Origin of the sequence: Mesorhizobium sp. M1182, from assembly GCF_040318335.1 — a bacterium.
Lineage (GTDB): Bacteria > Pseudomonadota > Alphaproteobacteria > Rhizobiales > Rhizobiaceae > Mesorhizobium.
The window spans coordinates 76,175-90,216 of sequence record NZ_JAMYMD010000004.1 but is presented as its reverse complement, the minus strand read 5'-3'; the positions used below and the strand labels follow the sequence as shown (position 1 = coordinate 90,216).

Genomic DNA, 14,042 nt, shown 5'->3' with positions numbered 1-14,042 from the left:
GCTTATCGGTCCTGAGACCGCTCGCTGGTCGCTGCCTCTTTGTTCGACCACCAGACGAAATACATTGAGCCCATCTTCCACACCGGCACGCGCCGATCGCGCTCGCGGCTCCGCAATTCACGATAGGTTTTGATCTTCATCGTGCCGCCCGGCAGCCTGATCCGTAACGCCATTTGATTACCGCCAGATTGTGCAGTGCAAACTAGGCGCTCACGCAGCGATTGAGTCAATTCCCCGCAGCACATCCATTTCATCAACTGCCCGTGAGGGCGGAAAGGAACTCCCATGTTCGACGCTTCGACGCTGCACGCGATCGAGGGCCTTGCCGATCGCCTCAAATGCTCACCTGCCGCCCTGCAGGCGGTGGCCGAGGTCGAGAGCAGCGGCCAGGTCTTCGCCATGGTCAAGGGCAAGCAGGAGCCGCTGATCCGCTTCGAGGGGCACTATTTCGATGCCCGGCTCAATGCCTCCAACCGCGCCGTCGCCCGCGCGCAGGGGCTTGCCAGCCCGGTTGCCGGCAAGGTGAAAAACCCGGCGTCGCAGGCGGCCCGCTGGATGCTCTTGGCGCGCGCGGCCAAGATCGACCGGCAGGCGGCGCTGGAATCGATCTCGATCGGCCTCGGCCAGGTGATGACGGCGCATTGGCAAAAGCTCGGCTTCGCCAGCGTCGACGACATGATCAAGCTGGCGCGCAGCGGCGCCGCCGGCCAGATCGACATCATGGCCCGCTTCATCGACAAGTTCGGCCTCGCCGACGAGCTGCGCCGGCTGGATTTTGCCGCCTTCGCCCGCGGCTACAATGGGCCTGCCTACAAGAAGCAGGGCTATCACCTGAAGATGGCGGCCGCCTACAGGCGCATCAGCGGCTCCCCGCCTGTCTCGGCATCGACCGGCATGCTGCGCATGGGCTCGACCGGCGCCCGTGTGCGCGACCTGCAGACGCTGTTGGCGCGCGCCGGCTACGCCGTCAACGTCGACGGCGACTATGGCCCGTCGACCCGCGATGCCGTGCGCGACTTCCAGAAGGCGCAGAAGGTCACCGCCGACGGTGTCGCTGGGCCGGAGACCTTCCGCCGCCTCGAGGCATGGAAACAGGGCGCTGCCGAGCAGCCGGGCGAGCAGCTGGTCAGCCAGGTGCCGGAGGTCAAGGAGGCCACCAAGGGCGGCGGCCTGCTGGTGCTGATCATAGCGGCGCGCGACCAGGTCGCCGAGACCGCAAGCTATCTGACCGGCATCGAAGCCGATACTGCGCAGACCGTCGCCAACGCGCTGCTTGCCGGCTCCGGCGCCATCGGCCTTGGCCTTGCCGCTTATGCGGTGTGGGGTTGGTTCAAGAGCCGCCGCACCGACGAGGGCGACATCGATATTGCCGCCGAGGCCGCGGCGCCTGACGCGGTGCTGGCGTGATCGCCTGGATCGTCGGCCTCGTTGCCGGCCGGCTGGGCGTCAGCCAGGCGCTGGCGAACCTCATTGCCATCGGCGCTGCGATCGTCATCGCCTCCGGCGCGGCGCTGGGCGTCTACACATTCATCAAGCACAAGGGCGCGGAGGAAGTCCGCCAGAAGATCGAGAAGGAAAACCGTGATGCGATCGACAAGGGCCTGGATGCTCGCATGTCTTTTGACGACTGCCTTGCTGCCGGCGGGGTGTACGACTTCAAGCGTCAGCGGTGTTCCAGCGCTTCGCTCGGCCCTCGGTAACAGCCTGGCGGGCGCGCAAGGCAAGACGGTCGAGGACCAGAACCGCATCGACCGCACGATGGCGCCGGGCTGCGCCATCGGCCTCTACAAGCCGGCCGAATGCGACCGCCACTCAAAGGCGAGCTCGGCACGCCGCGGCGAACTGAAATCCTGAATGGGTGGGGTACGATGGCCGAAACAGATCCGCTCCTGTTGCCGCAGCGCTGGCGGGAGCTCGACAAGCGCACCATCGAAATGGTGGCGCGCTGGAACGAGGAAGAGCGGGAGCGGATCATCCAGATCAGCCATCTGTCCAGGAAGCAGATGGACCGGCTCGACCAGTTTTTGAAGCTGCCGGACGACAAGTGGGAGGCAGGCTTCAGGATCGTCACCCGCTCGGTGATCTTCAACAAGACGCTGCGCTCGGCGCCCAAATTCGTGCTTGGGCTTGCCGCCGTGCTGGTGGCGCTGAACCAGCTCTGGGCGCTGCTGGCGCCCTACCTGAGATCGCTCAAATGACGGTGCAGGCCAAATGACGGTTCTGGAACGAACGCGCGCCTTCGACTGGCGCTCCGCGCTGGTCGCGTCTCCCTTTGCCGTGCTCTTGGCGTGGCTGGTCACCATCCTGATCGACCGCGAGCCGCCGATCGTGTTCGAGACGGCGAGCGTGCTGACGCCGCAGGTGCCGCAGGGCGGCGTGCTCGACGTCCAGTACACGGTGATCCAGAACCGCATCTGCGCGGCGGCCGTCGAGCGCTACGTCACCGATTCGGATGGCATCGTGCATGTGCCGTCGACCTACACGGTCGGCCGCCGGCCGCTGATCGACGGCTACCCGCCGGAAGGCCGCGAGACCTATCAGCGCTCGATCACCATCCCGCTGGCGACGGCGCTCGGCCGGGCGCATTACGAGGCGCGCTTCACCTACACCTGCAATGTCCTGCAGAAGCTGGCCTTCCCGATCGAGGTGACGGCGCCGACGGTCTATTTCGACATCGTGCCGGCGCCGGCGACGCTGACGCCGCTGACACCGGAATCGCCCTAGCAATCCGCGCCCGGCGGCTCCGGGCAATCTCCCAACGGGGAACACTTACATGACCACGACGATCAAGGTGAACACCAACGGCAACTACGTTTCGACAATCAAGATCAACGGCGTGGAGTCCGGCACGGTCGGTCCAGGCTTCCCGGCTGAAAAGTCGTTCGGCCTTCCGCACAACAACGGCGGCCCGTCGGTTTTCGAGGTCTTCGAGCGCCAGGCCACGTCCGAGGAGATCGAAGCGGCGAAAGCCGCCGCGACCAGCTGATCATTTTCCCGACGCCAGCAATATGATCGCCCGCCGTGCCGAAAGGTGCGGCGGGCTTTTTGCGTTTGTGGGCCGGGATTGACTCGACCGCCCAATCATGAACGGAATGAGAACATCCAAGGGGGTTTCTCATGCATCTAGCTATCGATATTTCCGATATGCCGGCCGGCGACGCAGTAGACAGCTTCGTTGTCCTGGCGCCGTCCAGCGCCCGCTCCGACGTGGCTTTGCGCGAGGTCGAGGCTTTCCTGAAGGGATGTTTCCCGGAATACGATTTTCTTGCCAATGGCGAGGCCACGCCGTTCGACGGCGATTACCAGGTGCTGCCGATCTGCGGCGTGGTCAGCGACGATCCGGACACGCTGCGCATGCTCGACTATCCCGAGCAATCGGTGATGATGGGCATTGCCGCGGCGCTCAAGGGTTTCAGGCCCGGCCGGCCGCCGGCGCTGAACTAGAATCACGTTCCGTTCACTCTGGCTAATATAAGCTTTGTACCTAGTATTGACTGGGTGCGTAAAATTGTAAGTACCGGTCGCCTCGAGTTCATTCCGCCAATGGAGCCCAAGCTGGTCGCCAAGCCGCCCGAGGGTGAGCATTGGATGCATGAGATCAAGCTCGACGGCTACCGCGCCCAAATCGTCATCAACAGTCCCGACGATATCCGGGTCTTCACCAAATCCGGCGCCGATTGGACCAGCAAGTTCACCGGCCTCGTTGAAGCCGCGCGCGAGATCGACGTCAAGAATGCGATCTTCGAGGGTGAGGCGGTAGTCACCAACGAGGCCGGGCTGCCCGACTTCGATGCGCTGCAGAAAGCCGTTCACAGCGATCCCTACGCCATGATCCTCGGCGCCTTCGACATCATGCATCTCGACGGCCACGATCTGCGCGACATCGGTTGCAAGGCACGCCGGGAGCTTCTGTTCGGCATCATCAAGCCGAACAGCAGGATCCAGTTCAGCGAAGCCATACCCGGAGACCCCAAGGCGATTTTCTATCTCGCCGACCAGGCGGGGCTCGAGGGAATGGTCTCGAAGCGCGCCGACAGCCCGTATCGAAGCGGCCCCACATCGAACTGGTTGAAGACAAAGAGCTGGACGGTCGACGAATTCGAACTGCTCGGCGTCAAGCGCGAAGCCGGCAAGGCGGCATTCGCCTATTTGGCCGAGCCCGGCACCGGGCAATATCGCGGTTCGGCCTTCATCACCCTGGGCCGTGACATGAAAGAGCGGCTGTGGAAGCGTGTGCAGGAACACGCCGGCCCACCGCCGGAGGCCATGAAGAAGCGGCCGGCGACGCAGTGGGTCGGGCCTGGGGTGAAGCTGCGCGTCAAGCATCTTCGCGGCGACCACAGCCACATACGCCATGCATCGCTGCTCGGCTTTAGCGATGAGGAATAGCAGTCAGCCGGCGAACAGGTGCTTGGAGCCTGTCGTCACCATCCAGTTCGCCCGGTCAATATGGCTGCGAACAGCGTTGCGGGCGCGCACCGGTTCAAGAGCCGGGTCGATGCCGAGAATGAGATCTGCCATCTCCTCTACGCTGGCACTGTCGGCGCAGGCGTCCAAGATCTGCAGGTAGATGGTGAAATTCTCTTTGTCGTAAACCGTGATGGAGTCCGACCACGGAACTTCTTCAAGGAGTCCAGGTTTCATAACGAACATGCCTTTTCAGATTGCCATGTCACCCTGGATGATGCCGCGGGCTTGGCATTCGTCAAGGGGCAGCGCTATATCGACCGGATGGCGAAAGGGTGGACATTACAATCATTGATCGATGGCAAGATGCGGCTAATCGCGTTCTGCCACAATCCAAAATGCCACCACAATCAGGCGCTCGACCTGGAGGCGATCAAGGCCAAGCTCGGCCCTGACGCGCCGGCGATGTCGGATGATCTCATTCCAAAGCTGAAGTGCGCCAGGTGCGGCGGCAAGCAGGTCGGCCTGACCTACACTCCCGCCTAGGACGAGATGAAACGCGTGGACCTAAGTGCTTATCGTAAGGCGAGGGAAGGGCGCTGACCGCGCCCAGAAAGCGCCCAGATACGACCCCGAAGCGCCCAGATTGCCGGGAAATAGCTGGGCACAAACGGCACGAAAAAGCCCGGAAAATCCGCCGTTTCTGGCGTTTGAACGCTCGTTTACACCGAAGATGTCGGCGGTTCGAGCCCGTCATCGCCCACCATTTTCCTCGATGTGTTCAGTTTGGGCTACACCGCTCAAGCTGATCGCCAGGTGAGACGCATCCGACCACTGTGCTACTCGGACTTTGGTCTGATTCAAACTGTCTTTCCGCAGGGACTTAAGTCTGATCTGCTTGCCTCTCATGAGGGAAACGATTGCCGAAAGCTACAACTTGCAGTATCTCAATTGCGTATGGGCATGGGCGGGAGCGAAAATATTCCTGGATGGCTTGCGAGTCATCTTCCGGACGATCCCGTGATCGCAGGAGATCTCGCGGATAAGATATCGAAGGAAGCTGAAAAAAACCGGCTTCCAGGCGATCGGGTTGTGAAGACAACCCGTAACGAAGAAGACACCTTCAAGAAAGAACAAGTCGAAGCTTATCCCGACGCCGCGGTTGCAGGAGTCTTTGCCAGCGGTTCATTCCTCGCCCTGTTGGTATTAGCCATTTATCTGCTTTATGTGCTCTCGATTGTGGCCGGGGGAACGGTCGCGGATGTTCCCCTGCCGCCCATACTGCACTAGTAGACGCTCCGCCAACACTCTGATTAGCCCGCACCGTGTTGGCCTGGCGCCTTCCAGAAGGTTCGGTTGTTGCGGCAAAGGTGTTCACGCGGAGGCACATGGTTGCTGCAGCACCGCAGCATTGTACTTCCATAATCCTCCCGGTCAGTGTCCATGCAGGTTGTGCGATTGCTTGCCGCGGCTCAGCGTGCAGCTTCTGCCCGATGAGCAAGCCGTTTTCCGATGTAAACGCAATGCATCGGCAGGTCCGGGTGCTGCAGCACCCGAAATCCGATCGTCCTATAAAACCTTAGCGCACCATCGTTCTCCGGCATGACTTCGAGGTGGATGCCGGTCGAGCCGCTCGCGGCAAGGCGCTGCTCGAGGAAGGCCATCGCGCGCCTGCCGATGCCTTTCCCGCGCGCTTGCGGCAACAGGTCGATATGGCCATGCGACGGGTAGGCCGCCAGCGCAGGCGGAACAGCGAAATCGGGGTGGTGGATCCGGTACCGCGCCCAGTCGCTGCCGCGCCAGCGCGAGTTGTCGGGTCCCGGGTCTACCACGCGCCGCTGCAGGTCCGGATACCAGTCTGATGCCAGGCTGGCATTGAAAGCGCCCGTATCGGCTGCGCCAAGCAGATAGCCGGCCGCACCTGTGGGGCTATCGATAATAAAGGCCAGATCGGGTTCGAGCACCTGGTAGGGAATAGTGTAGAGGAGGCCGAGCAGGTCCGGGTCGTCCTCGCGGCCGCTGGCATCCTTGCCGGCATCGCCGGTCTTGAGACAGATCATCGTAAGCGCTGCATGATCGGCGGTGGTCGCCCGGCGCAGGAAGAAACCGCCGCCGAAATCGAGGATCATGGCGGCAGCAGCCGGAAATCCTTGCCCTCGGGCAAAAGCTGCCCGCCGTCGACGATGATGGTCGTGCCCGTGATGTAGCTGGCGTCGTCCGAGGCCAGAAACAGGAAGGCGTTGGCCACGTCGCGCGGGCTGCCGAGCCGGCCGAGCGGAATGGCGTCTTCCATGTTCTTGATGAAGGCCGCACCGCGATGCTGCTCTATGCCTTCGGTGAGGATGTTGCCGGGCTCGACGCCGTTGACCGTAATGCCGTAGCCCGAGAATTCGAGCGCAGCCGAACGGATCAGCCCATTGATGCCGGCCTTGGTCGCTGAATAATGGCCGTGGCCGGGGCTGGTGACATGCGGGCCGGTGATCGAGGAGGTGAACAGCATGCGGCCAAAATGCTGTGCCTTCATCGGCACCAGTGCGGCGCGAGCAGCGATGAAGCTGCCGCGCAAGTTTACCGCCATGACCCGGTCCCAGTCGTCGGGACTGGTGTTTTCCAGCAATTGCCAGGGATAGATGCCGGCGTTCTGGACCATGATGTCGAGCCGGCCGTGACGGTCGAGCGCCAGTGCAACAGCGGCCTCGGCATCGGCCATCTGCGAGATGTCGGTGCGTATGAAGGCGGCACCGAGCTCGTCCGCAGTCGCTTGCCCCGCCTCGACCTCGGTGTCGGCCAGGACCAGCTTCGCGCCCTCTTCGGCAAAACGCTGTGCGATGCCCTTGCCGATGCCACGTGCGCTGCCGACGATCAGCGCGACTTTGTCTTCCAGACGGCCGGTCATGCCAGCCTCTGGCGTATCGTCTGCTTGAACGCATCGAGCAGCACGGCGGCGAGCACCAGCAGGCCGTGGATCACCTGGGTGAAGTTGGCCGGCAGGCCCATCAAATTGATCGCCGTGTTGATGGCCGAGAGCAGCAGCACGCCGGCATAGACGCCGGGCAAGGTGCCGACGCCGCCCTTCAGGCTGACGCCGCCGATGACGACCGCGGCGAAGGCATTGAACAACAGGCCGACCCCGAGATTAGCTGTCGCGCCGGAGGTGCGGATCGCCAGCAGCCAGCCGGCAAGGCCGGCGATGGCGCCGGCGAGAACGAAGGCTATGACCAGGTTGCGGTTGACGCGGATGCCGGCGCGAAAGGTCGCCGTCTCGTTGCCGCCGATCATGACCAGGTGCCGGCCGAAGGGCGTCTTGGCCATGATCAGCGAGAACACCACGAAGCACGCAATGGCGATCCAGGCAGTCAGCGGCAGGCCGCCCAGACGCTGGATGCCGAACCAGCGGATTGCCGGCGCAAGGTCCTGCGCCGAGCGGCCGCCGGAGATGACCAGCACGAGGCCGCGCACCCAGATGTAGGAGGCCAGCGTGATGATGAAGGCGCTCATCTTCACCTTGACCACCAGGTAGCCGTTGATGGCGCCGATGAGGCCGCCGACGGCAAGCGCGATGAGCAGCGAAACGGGAACCATCAGCCATTGCGGCTGCAACTGGATGCCAAGGCCGATGCCCGACGAGCAGAACAGGATGCCGACCGCCATGGCGCTGAGCGCCGCGACCGATTCGACCGACAGGTCCATATGGCCGGCGATGATGACCAGCGCCAGGCCGATCGACATTACGCCGAGCACGCTCGACGCCTCGATGATGTTGGCGAAGATGCCGAGCTGAAAATAGTTCGGGATAAGGATGGAAAAGACCACCAGCACGAAGACCAGCATGAACCAGACAAGATTGTCGAGGATGAACTCGAGGGTTTGGCGCGTGCGGGGGTTCATCTGCGGATCCGGTTGGCGCGTCAGCCCAAAAAACCACTCGGTTCTTCGGAAAGATCAGGCGCGGTTGAAAATTGCTGCAGCATACCCGCGCGCGTCCGTTCGAACGCACTGGGGCTGCAGGGCTGGGCTCCGGGCCGGCATGGCCCGGAGCTTCTGGCGAGTTCGCTATTCGACCGGCTTTATGGTTTCGGTCGGCGGCTTCATGTTGCCCCAGAACGCCGGGTTATCGACATTTTCCTTGGTGATCGCAGCGCCGGGGATCTTGATGTTCGGTCCCCACGCTTCCTTGGTCAGGGTTGATTTCAGGCCAAGCACATCATATTCGCCGGGCTTGATGTCCTGCTTGTTGACTACCTTGTCCATAAACATCGCGACCGCCGCGGCCTGGGCGTAGAGCGGCTGCTCGACTTCGACGTTGAGCCAGCCCTTGCGGATCAGGTCGAGGCCGACGGGAGCGCCGTTCGAGCTCATCAGCATGACGTCGCCCGGCTTCTTGCCGGCGGCCTCGAGCGAGGCGACGGCAGCGACCGAAAGATGCGCGGCATGGCTGAAGATCAGGTCGATGTCAGGGTTGGCGAGCAGCTGGTCGTTCACGATGGTCCCGGCTGCATCCGCAGCCCATTGCATGGCCGGCAGCGAGATGATCTTAACGTCCGGGAACGCCTTCATTTTCTCCTCGAAACCCTTCTGGATGTCGAGCGTGTAGGGGTCGCCCGGATCGCCGAGCACCTGCAGGATCTTGCCCTTCACCGAGCCGTTCTTCGCGGTCAGGAGCTTTTGTGCCTGGTCGGCGGCGACGTAGCCGATCTCGACGGTTCCGGCCACCGAGGTGAAGTCGGACGGGGTCGAGGTTATCTGGCGGTCGAACTCGACGACCGGGATGCCGGCGGCACGGGCCGCCTCGATCGACGGTTTCAGCGCATTGAAATCGACGGCGGCAAGGATGATCGCCGCCGGCTTCAGCGCGATGACGTCGTTCATCTGCGATTGCTGAGCGTCGGTCTTGTTGTCGGCGTTCAACGTCTTCATCTCGTAGCCGACCTGCTTCAGGAACAGTTCCAGCGCGCTCACCGAGCCGGTCTGGAACTCATCGAGCAATGTCGGCACCATGTAGTAGACGGTGCCCTTGGACTGGGCGAATGCCGGCGTGAGCGTGGCAAAGGCCAGTGCCAGGATACCGAAGACGGAAAGAAGTATTTTCTTCATGTCGTTCGCTCCTCTTGCGCCGGACCCCTCATTTGTCCCTCAGCTCGCCGGTCCGGCACCGGCGAGCGTCTCTCCGGTGATCATGTTGATCACCGCGTCGGGACTTGTTTTGTTGCGTGCGACGTCGCCCGCCACGACGCCTTGCCGGATCACCACGATCCGGTCGGCGACCTGGAAGGCCTGTTGCATGATATGGGTGATGATGACGACGCCGATGCCCTGGCTCGCCACCTGGCGGATCATGTCGAGGCCGCGCCGCGTCTGCTCGACGCCGAGCGCTGCGAACGGCTCGTCGAGAAGCACCAGCTTGCCGCCAAAATGCACGAACCGGTTGAGCTCGATGGCCTGCCGCTGGCCGCCAGAAAGATGCTCGACATTGGTGCGAAGCGAGGGAATGCGGGTGCCGGCGCTGGCCAGCGCCTTTTGCACCACCTGCTCCATGGCGCGCTCGTCGAGCACCGGAATGCCGAGAACCTTCCTGGTGATCTCGCGGCCCATGAAGAAATTGGCGACCACGTCGACATTCGTGCAAAGCGACAGGTCCTGGTAGACCGTCTCGATCCCCGCGGCCTTGGCCTCGGCGGGAGATTTGGCCAGGAATTCCTTGCCTTCGAACAGCATGCGGCCGGAGGTCGGCTCGAGGCCGCCGGCAATGATCTTGACCAGCGTCGATTTGCCGGCGCCGTTGTCGCCCAGAAGCGCCACCACTTCGCCCTTGTCGATCGAAAAGCTGATGCCTTTCAGCGCTTCGATGGCGCCGTAATTCTTGGCTACGTTGTCGAGCACCAGCAGCGGTTCGCTCATGCCGCGATCCCCTTGTTATGCAAGAGATCTCGCCCGCGTTCGCGCTCGGCGGTGAAGATCTGGCCGAAGCGCGGCGAAAGCACCCCGGAGACGGCAAGCGCGGCGGCGCCGCGCAACACCGCATGCTGGCCGCCGCGCGCGACGCTGACGCGGGGCGTCGTGCGATCGCTTCGCGCTGAGACCGAATTGGGCAGGTGCGCGGCCGCGCCGGCAAGCCTTTCGAGCAGCTCGGTGGACGCCAGCCCGCCGAGGATGATGGTTTCGGGATCGAACAGGTTTTCGATGATGGTGACGGCGTTGCGGAAGATCGGCGCAATCTCGCTCACCCACTCGGCGTCGGCGATGTTGCGGCGCCGCAGCGCCTCGAGCGAGAGATACCGTTCGAGGCAGCCGCGATTGCCGCACGGGCAGGGCTCGCCGCCCGGCACCGCGGGAATGTGGCCGATTTCACCGGCGTTTCCCCAGGCGCCGCGCAATGCCGCCCCGTCATGCACCATGACGCCGCCGAGACCGACGCCGAAATAAAGATAGTAATACTCGGAATATGCCGTTCCGAGGCCGTAGAGGCGCTCGCCGATGGCAGCCGCCGCCATATCGGTTTCGAAAAAGGCCGGCAGTCCGGTCGAGGCGGCCAGCCGCTCGCGCAGCGCCACATCCTTCCAGCCGGTCATGGTGGTCGGGCCGACAAAGCTCATGGACTCCACGCCGAACGGTCCGGGCAGCGCCATGCCGATGCCGAGAACGCGGCCACCGGGCCGCAATGCCGTCAACTCGAGCACCATGGCGCCGATCAGCTCGAAAGCGTGGTCGGGCGTTGCATTTGGGGCTTCGCGGTAGGTGCTCTCGATAACATCGCCGCTTAGGTTGATCAGGGCGGCATTGATGCCCAGCGGGGTGACGTGGATGCCGACGGCATAGCCGCCTTCCGGATTGATGCGCAGCGTTGCCGGTGGCAGGCCGCGCCCCTTGGGCTCTTCGCGCAGCGACAACACGTAACCGTGCTCTTCCAGCTCGCGAACGATGGTAGACACCGTCTGCACGGTGAGTCCGACCCGCCTGGCAATATCGCCGCGAGCGATTGGCCCGTGAAGGCGGATGGATTCGAGCACGATGCGCCGGTTATACGGCCGCCCGAACTCCTGATTGGTCCCGCGCAATGCCATGTCTGGCGCCCTCTCGAGAGAGCAGAGGTTCGCACCGAACATTTATTCAGTCAAATGGAATTCAAAAATAATTCGCCTGCGGCCAAGGTCCTTCTAACGCCGGCGAATTCGCGCCCGCCGACGAATGGGCCAACTCTGGCAATTTTCCAGTATGAAGCGCCACCAGCTGGACGGGACGCCAGGCATGACCTTTGACCGGCATTCCGATCAGCGCCCTGAAGCCCATTTCGGAACCCGGCTGTGAGCCGGCCAGGGATCGGAGTTCGTTGCGCCTTTCCGTTGCAGGGAGCATACTTGCTCTCGTCGGTCTGCGGGAGGAGATGCGATGCCGAAGCTGACCCTCGACGGGATTGATCTCGGCTATGAGGTGCGGGGCGACGGGCCGCCGGTGCTGTTCGTCCACGGCAGCGTCACGAACGGCATGATGACATGGTCCGCCCAGCTACCGCTTGCGGAGCGCTGGAAGCTGGTTGTGGTCGACCGGCCCGGATACGGATCAAGTTCCCCTGCCGAACGCGAGGATTTCGTCGTCGACGCCGGACTGGTCGCCGGATTCCTCGATCGGAAGCATGACCTCTGGGGCGAAAGCCGCGTCCATCTGGTCGGGCATTCCTATGGCGGCGTCATCTCTCTTCTTGCAGCAGCGATGCGCCCGCGAGCAATCCGTTCGCTCACGGTGATCGAGCCGCCGGCCTTTGACCTTGCGCGCGGGGATGTTGCCGTCAATGAACTCGTGACGCGCCTGAAGACCCACTGGCAAAGCGGACCGCGCGACGATCCCGCGCTTTTCTTGCGCCAGTTCCTCCATCTGGTCGGCTCGGCGATACAATTGCCAGACCCGCTGCCGCCCCCGCTCGCGCAGGGCGCGGCCATGCTCGTCGTCGAACGCGGGCCATGGGAGGCCGAAATTCCGCTTCGGCAACTTGCCGATGCGCCGTTCCCGAAACTGGTGGTATCCGGCGGGCACAGCGCAGCATTCGACGCCGTCTGCGACGTGCTCGAAAACGTGCTTGGTGCCGATCGTGCCGTGATCGCCGGCGCGGGGCACAGCGTTCAGCAGACCGGTGAGCCGTTCAACCGGCGGCTCGGCGCGTTCATGGCTGCTGCTGAGGGCTGAAAGCGATCTATCTCTGATATTGCCTGGCGGGCGGTTGGCCGCGCGACAGGCTTCACGCCGAATGAATCGCCGGCTCTACAGATACCGCTCGACCTTCTTGCCGACGGTCAGGAACCGCAGCGGATCGATTGCCTCGCCATTGTGGCGGACCTCGTAATGCAGGTGCGGGCCGGTCGAGCGGCCGCTGTTGCCGGTCTTGCCGATGACGTCTCCGGCATCGAGCTTCTGGCCGACGGCGACGTCGATTTCGCTGAGATGCCCGTAACGCGTCACAAAACCGTTGCCGTGGTCGACCTCGATCATGCGGCCGTAGCCGCCGTTCCAGCCGGCCTTGACGACGACGCCGGCTGCCGTGACCTTGGCCGGCATACCGACCGGCGCCCTGAAATCCATGCCGGAATGCAAGGCGGCCGTGCCGAGGATGGGGTCGGTGCGCACGCCGAACGGGCTGGTAACGCTGCGGCCGGGGGCGGGGTTGGCGAGCGGCAGCCGGCGCGCTTCCTTTTTAAGATGATCCAGCGCGTCAAGAGCCTCGTCCAACTCCTTGACCTTGCTGTCGAAGACCAACGAGCTGTCGAGTGGTATCAGCGGGCCACCAACGTCGCTCTTTTCGAATTCGCTATCAACGGGCAGGCCGGCGGCCTCGAGCGCCTGCGAGATCGCGTCGGCGCTTTTGTAGGCATTGTCGGCAAGTGTGGCGATGCGGGTGAGCTGCTGGCTCTCGATGGCCTTCAGCGAGTTGTTGATCGAAACGAAGAGCTTGTCTGCCCGGTCGGCCGCGCTTTCGCTCGGCAGCGGATCGGCGCGGGTCGACCACAGCGAGAACGGCCTGGTGTCGTCAACGCCCACAGGAGCGGCAAGGGGGGCGGCAAGGCTGGCGACGGAATAGGCCGTCGGCTGGATGCTGCCGGTCGCGTCGGCATGTTCGTCCGGCTTTGCCGCCGGCACGGGCGGCGTTGCGACCTCGTTTTCGGCTCGTTCGAGGATCGGGCCGAGACGGCCGTGACGCAGGCTGAGCTGGCTCTGCCGTTCCAGCAGCTCGCTGACCTTGGTTTCCATCAGCTGCTGATCGAGTAACTGGCGGCTGGTGATGCGGTCGACCTGGCTGCGCAGTGCCGAGATGCGGTCTTCATAGGCTTGCTGCATGCGCGCCTGCCGCGCCGTCGTGGCGCCGATCAGATCGTCGCGCAGCACCAGATAGGAGGTCGCTAGCAGGTAGCCGATGACGACCGCCGCCAGCGCCGAGCCGCAAAATGCAGCCACCCACGGGCGTATGGTGAAATGCCTTATCTGGTCGCCCCGGGCGATGATGACCGTGTGGGGCTCTCTGCGTCTGCCGAAGACCGCTGACTGACTGGCTACGTTCACGGGACCAAGCTTTCGTTACGACACCAACGACGAGCCTGATTACACATTATTAGGGTTAACAAAGTTTTGCCGGATCGAAGGACAGGCAA

General features: G+C 63.4%; 19 protein-coding genes. 10 read left to right on the top strand and 9 right to left on the bottom strand.

All coding sequences use genetic code 11. The features are described from left to right. Nucleotides 1–2: 2 nt before the first annotated feature. Complete coding sequence (locus tag NKH33_RS07490; RefSeq protein WP_352918710.1) at nucleotides 3–173, bottom strand: hypothetical protein; 171 nt, start codon at nucleotides 171–173, stop codon at nucleotides 3–5. Nucleotides 174–285: 112 nt separating this feature from the next. On the opposite strand from NKH33_RS07490, the gene NKH33_RS07485 reads away from it, so the two are divergent. The 7 genes from NKH33_RS07485 to NKH33_RS07455 all read left to right on the top strand — a co-directional run bounded on the left by NKH33_RS07485 (nucleotide 286) and on the right by NKH33_RS07455 (nucleotide 4,389). Continuing rightward, entirely contained in the window at nucleotides 286–1,407 is a 1,122-nt protein-coding gene (locus NKH33_RS07485) for an N-acetylmuramidase domain-containing protein (RefSeq protein WP_352918708.1), read from the top strand. Then, complete coding sequence (locus tag NKH33_RS07480; RefSeq protein WP_352918707.1) at nucleotides 1,404–1,700, top strand: hypothetical protein; 297 nt, start codon at nucleotides 1,404–1,406, stop codon at nucleotides 1,698–1,700. The genes NKH33_RS07485 and NKH33_RS07480 overlap by 4 nt, the downstream gene beginning before the upstream one ends. Before the next feature lie 168 nt (nucleotides 1,701–1,868). Beyond that, nucleotides 1,869–2,198, top strand: coding sequence for a hypothetical protein (locus tag NKH33_RS07475; RefSeq protein ID WP_352853455.1), 330 nt, complete (start codon nucleotides 1,869–1,871; stop codon nucleotides 2,196–2,198). A 13-nt stretch (nucleotides 2,199–2,211) separates the two neighbouring features. Further along, nucleotides 2,212–2,724, top strand: a complete 513-nt coding sequence (locus NKH33_RS07470) for a hypothetical protein (protein WP_352918705.1) — start codon at nucleotides 2,212–2,214, stop codon at nucleotides 2,722–2,724. Between the two features lie 49 nt (nucleotides 2,725–2,773). Next, nucleotides 2,774–2,986 carry a hypothetical protein gene (locus NKH33_RS07465; RefSeq protein ID WP_352918703.1) on the top strand — a complete coding sequence of 71 codons (213 nt, stop codon included), beginning with the start codon at nucleotides 2,774–2,776 and terminating at the stop codon, nucleotides 2,984–2,986. 131 nt (nucleotides 2,987–3,117) lie between these two features. Next, nucleotides 3,118–3,444 (top strand): hypothetical protein, encoded by a 327-nt coding sequence (locus NKH33_RS07460; protein WP_352918701.1) that lies wholly within the window; start codon nucleotides 3,118–3,120, stop codon nucleotides 3,442–3,444. A 99-nt stretch (nucleotides 3,445–3,543) separates the two neighbouring features. Next, nucleotides 3,544–4,389, top strand: coding sequence for an ATP-dependent DNA ligase (locus tag NKH33_RS07455; protein ID WP_352918700.1), 846 nt, complete (start codon nucleotides 3,544–3,546; stop codon nucleotides 4,387–4,389). A gap of 3 nt (nucleotides 4,390–4,392) precedes the next feature. Here NKH33_RS07455 and NKH33_RS07450 read toward each other — a convergent pair whose 3' ends face one another. Beyond that, nucleotides 4,393–4,644: a hypothetical protein gene (locus NKH33_RS07450; protein ID WP_352918698.1), complete on the bottom strand. Its 252-nt coding sequence runs from the start codon at nucleotides 4,642–4,644 to the stop codon at nucleotides 4,393–4,395. A gap of 51 nt (nucleotides 4,645–4,695) precedes the next feature. On the opposite strand from NKH33_RS07450, the gene NKH33_RS07445 reads away from it, so the two are divergent. Both NKH33_RS07445 and NKH33_RS07440 read left to right on the top strand, forming a co-directional pair. After that, nucleotides 4,696–4,953, top strand: a complete 258-nt coding sequence (locus NKH33_RS07445; RefSeq protein WP_352918697.1) for a hypothetical protein — start codon at nucleotides 4,696–4,698, stop codon at nucleotides 4,951–4,953. 240 nt (nucleotides 4,954–5,193) lie between these two features. Continuing rightward, entirely contained in the window at nucleotides 5,194–5,697 is a 504-nt protein-coding gene (locus tag NKH33_RS07440; RefSeq protein ID WP_352471956.1) for a hypothetical protein, read from the top strand. A 182-nt stretch (nucleotides 5,698–5,879) separates the two neighbouring features. Here the strand turns inward: NKH33_RS07440 and NKH33_RS07435 are convergent, their stop codons facing one another. From NKH33_RS07435 to NKH33_RS07410, 6 genes are all read right to left on the bottom strand, one after another. After that, entirely contained in the window at nucleotides 5,880–6,536 is a 657-nt protein-coding gene (locus NKH33_RS07435; protein ID WP_352918695.1) for a GNAT family N-acetyltransferase, read from the bottom strand. After that, a complete protein-coding gene (locus NKH33_RS07430) occupies nucleotides 6,533–7,303 on the bottom strand; it encodes an SDR family oxidoreductase (protein WP_352918693.1) in 771 nt (256 codons plus the stop codon). Before NKH33_RS07430 ends, NKH33_RS07435 begins: the two co-directional genes overlap by 4 nt. Continuing rightward, nucleotides 7,300–8,295 carry an ABC transporter permease gene (locus NKH33_RS07425; RefSeq protein WP_352449360.1) on the bottom strand — a complete coding sequence of 332 codons (996 nt, stop codon included), beginning with the start codon at nucleotides 8,293–8,295 and terminating at the stop codon, nucleotides 7,300–7,302. Before NKH33_RS07425 ends, NKH33_RS07430 begins: the two co-directional genes overlap by 4 nt. Before the next feature lie 165 nt (nucleotides 8,296–8,460). Beyond that, on the bottom strand, nucleotides 8,461–9,501 hold the full coding sequence (locus NKH33_RS07420) for a sugar ABC transporter substrate-binding protein (RefSeq protein ID WP_352918691.1): 1,041 nt from the start codon (nucleotides 9,499–9,501) through the stop codon (nucleotides 8,461–8,463). A gap of 39 nt (nucleotides 9,502–9,540) precedes the next feature. Beyond that, on the bottom strand, nucleotides 9,541–10,305 hold the full coding sequence (locus NKH33_RS07415; RefSeq protein ID WP_292663106.1) for an ATP-binding cassette domain-containing protein: 765 nt from the start codon (nucleotides 10,303–10,305) through the stop codon (nucleotides 9,541–9,543). Further along, nucleotides 10,302–11,468, bottom strand: a complete 1,167-nt coding sequence (locus NKH33_RS07410; protein WP_352471948.1) for an ROK family transcriptional regulator — start codon at nucleotides 11,466–11,468, stop codon at nucleotides 10,302–10,304. Before NKH33_RS07410 ends, NKH33_RS07415 begins: the two co-directional genes overlap by 4 nt. A gap of 325 nt (nucleotides 11,469–11,793) precedes the next feature. Here NKH33_RS07410 and NKH33_RS07405 point away from each other — a divergent pair, with 325 nt between their 5' ends. Next, nucleotides 11,794–12,585: an alpha/beta fold hydrolase gene (locus tag NKH33_RS07405; protein WP_352817594.1), complete on the top strand. Its 792-nt coding sequence runs from the start codon at nucleotides 11,794–11,796 to the stop codon at nucleotides 12,583–12,585. Nucleotides 12,586–12,660: 75 nt separating this feature from the next. On the opposite strand, the gene NKH33_RS07400 is transcribed toward NKH33_RS07405, so the two are convergent. After that, nucleotides 12,661–13,953, bottom strand: coding sequence for a M23 family metallopeptidase (locus NKH33_RS07400; RefSeq protein ID WP_352918689.1), 1,293 nt, complete (start codon nucleotides 13,951–13,953; stop codon nucleotides 12,661–12,663). Nucleotides 13,954–14,042 lie beyond the last annotated feature (89 nt).